The 2518-nt window shown below is 76.6% G+C and carries 3 protein-coding genes; 2 read left to right on the forward strand and 1 reads right to left on the reverse strand.

The genetic code is table 11. The annotated features are described in order from the left end of the window. Nucleotides 1-24 precede the first annotated feature (24 nt). Nucleotides 25-813 carry an IclR family transcriptional regulator gene (locus tag EAO71_RS36585; protein ID WP_410094353.1) on the forward strand — a complete coding sequence of 263 codons (789 nt, stop codon included), beginning with the start codon at nucleotides 25-27 and terminating at the stop codon, nucleotides 811-813. A 124-nt stretch (nucleotides 814-937) separates the two neighbouring features. Further along, entirely contained in the window at nucleotides 938-1405 is a 468-nt protein-coding gene (locus EAO71_RS36590; protein ID WP_261992528.1) for a hypothetical protein, read from the forward strand. A 337-nt stretch (nucleotides 1406-1742) separates the two neighbouring features. Here the strand turns inward: EAO71_RS36590 and EAO71_RS36595 are convergent, their stop codons facing one another. Beyond that, the gene (locus EAO71_RS36595) at nucleotides 1743-2381 is read right to left on the reverse strand and encodes a GNAT family N-acetyltransferase (RefSeq protein ID WP_147982099.1); all 639 of its coding nucleotides are present in this window, start codon (nucleotides 2379-2381) and stop codon (nucleotides 1743-1745) included. Nucleotides 2382-2518 lie beyond the last annotated feature (137 nt).

Raw genomic sequence — 2518 nt, forward strand, 5'->3', positions numbered from 1 at the left:
GCCTCGTCCTGTACGGCCAGTCCAGTGACGGCGCGCGGGGGCGCCGACGCCGCGACCGCCGGCGCCCGCGGTGCCGGGACGGCGGGAACCGGCGACGCGCGGGGCGGGGCGGCGGGCCGGGGGCGTGGGGTGCTGGAAGGGGCCTTCTCGCTGCTGGACTCGCTGCGCCGGTACGGGGACGGGGCCGGCGTGACCGAACTGGCGGAGGTCTGCGGGGTGCCGAAGGGCACCGTGCACCGGCTGCTCGACCAGCTCGTCGCGGTCGGCGCCGTGGAGCGGCGCGACCGGCGCTACCGGGTCGGCCCGCAGCTCTACCGGCTCGGCCAGGCCTGGGAACCGTACCCGGGCCTGCGAGCCGCCGCCCGGCTGCCGCTGCACCGGTTGCGGGCGGCGACCGGCGCCGGAGTCGTGCTCTCGGTCCTGCGCGAGGACCTCGCCATGACCGTCGGCTCGGTGCCCGGCGAGGTGGAGGCGATCGTGCAGGTGCAGGACGGCGTCGCGTTCGGCCTCGACACGGCGGCGGGCCGGGCGCTGCGCGGACCGCGGCGGCCCGGGGCCGTGCTCGACCGGGAGGACGTGATGGCCGGGGTGTGCTGCGCGGCGCTGCCGGTACGGGCGCCGGACGGCCGGACGGTGGCCGCGCTCACCGGGATGGTCCGGGCCGGCCGCCGCCTCGAACCCCTGGTCCAGGCCGTGGCCGAGGCGAGCGGCGCCGTCACCCGGGCCCTCGCCACGGCCCCGCCGGACCGAGCGGCCGTCCCCGGCGTACCCGGTCGTCCGACGCCGTCGTTCCATCCAGCGGAACGCGCGTAGAACCGCGGACGGACGGACCGGCACAGTGGAGCTCGTGCCGGGGGGAAACGGCACACCGGCCCGCCGGGACGGCGGGATCCGGACCGAGTGTCATCACCGTGACCCGATTGTGTGGGGGGACCACATGCGCAAGAACCGAGCCGCTCGACTGACCGCCGTCGCACTGCTGGGGCTGGGCAGCCTCGGCGCCTTCGCCGGCACCGCGCAGGCCGAGCCGATCGACTACGTGCGGATCGAGCTCCTGGAGCTGACCTGCCACCAGAACAGCGAGGGGGACCACGACGAGGCCTACATCAAGATCACCGACGCCAACGGCAACGCGGTGAAGGTGTGGCCCGGAAGCCTCTCGTACCAGACGATGGGCGCCGGATACGTCCGCTCGCTGACCGACGCCAACGGCAACGCCGCGCTCGTCCTCGGCAAGCAGCAGGCCCGCACCCTCACCCTCTGGGACGACGACACGACCAGCTCCGACGACAAGCTGGGCTCCACCCTGGTCACCGGCAGCGAGTTCGGCGGCGAGACCCAGTGGCGTTCCCTGGAGGGCTCCGGCGGGGTGTACACCATCGCCTACCGCGTCATCGACATCTGACCCGACCGCATGCGCTCCGGCGGCCCGGCCCACCCCCACAGCACGGGCCGGGCCGCCGGCGGCACCGTTCGTCGGGCGGACAGGCCCTGCCCGGAGGGCCGTTCGGCCGGCGGGCGGCCGCGCGGCGCGGGGCGGCCCACCCGGCGGGGGCCGCGCGAAAGCACCGCCCGGCTGCGGGCGTCCGGGTGGCCCGCCCGTCACCCGGTTCGCGCCCGGCCCGTCGCCCGCCACTCGCGCGGCGACGTGCCGTACGCCGGCCGGCGCCTTCGCCCGGCCGGAACGGCCGCCCGCCGCGGGCCCCGGCACACCCGCCGCCGGGTGCCGCCCGGCCGCGGCGTCACCCGCCGAGCGCCGCGTCGGGAGCGGTCGGCCGGCCCAGGTACCAGACGGGTCCGGGGTCGTCGACGGCCAGCGGCCGGAAGCCCAGCCGGTCGTAGAACGCCCTGGCGGAGGTGTTGGACCGCACCATGCAGAGGTGGACGGCTGCCACGTCCGCCCGGTGCAGCGCCGCCAGCAGGGTCCGTACGAGGGACCGGCCGTACCCTCGCCCCTGCCAGGCCGGCAGCAGGTCGATGTGGAGATGGGCCGGGAACCCGGCGAGTTCGTCGCGGACCATCCGCTCCGGCGTGTGGAGCAGGACGGTCATCTCCTCGGCGGGCGTCCGGGGCGTCCCTTCGACGGCAGGGTGGCGCGCGCCCGCCTCCGGCAGCCACGCGTCGCGGAACCGCTTCGCGAACCCGGCGGTGTCCGGCGCTCCCAGGACGTAGCCCACGGCGCGGCCCTCGCCGTCGTCCAGGACGAAGGCGAAGTCCGGTTCCAGGGCGACGTAGGGATAGGCGAAGATCGTCGGCATCAGCTCCGGGTCGGGGTAGAGGTCCGAGGAGTCCCCGCCCTCGTGGGCCGTTCTGACGCAGATGTCCGCGAGCGCGGCGCGGTCCGCGGGACGGTAGGGCCGGATGAACGGTTCGCTCGTCATGCGACGCACGATTCCACGCGAGGGAGCGCTCCCACAACGGCCTGGGCTTCGAGGGGCGGGGATCGTCCACCGGCGCACCCGAGCGCGGCCGGATGCGCGGGCCGGTCGCGGCGCGAGGTGCGCCCACGGCCCCGGAG

The organism is Streptomyces sp. MS191, from assembly GCF_008042125.1.
Taxonomy (GTDB): domain Bacteria; phylum Actinomycetota; class Actinomycetes; order Streptomycetales; family Streptomycetaceae; genus Streptomyces.

Bases quoted from the DNA above. Each gene is read 5' to 3' on its own strand.
- EAO71_RS36590 (WP_261992528.1), top strand. From the start codon at position 938: ATGCGCAAGAACCGAGCCGCTCGACTGACCGCCGTCGCACTGCTGGGG.
- EAO71_RS36595 (WP_147982099.1), bottom strand. From the start codon at position 2,381: ATGACGAGCGAACCGTTCATCCGGCCCTACCGTCCCGCGGACCGCGCC.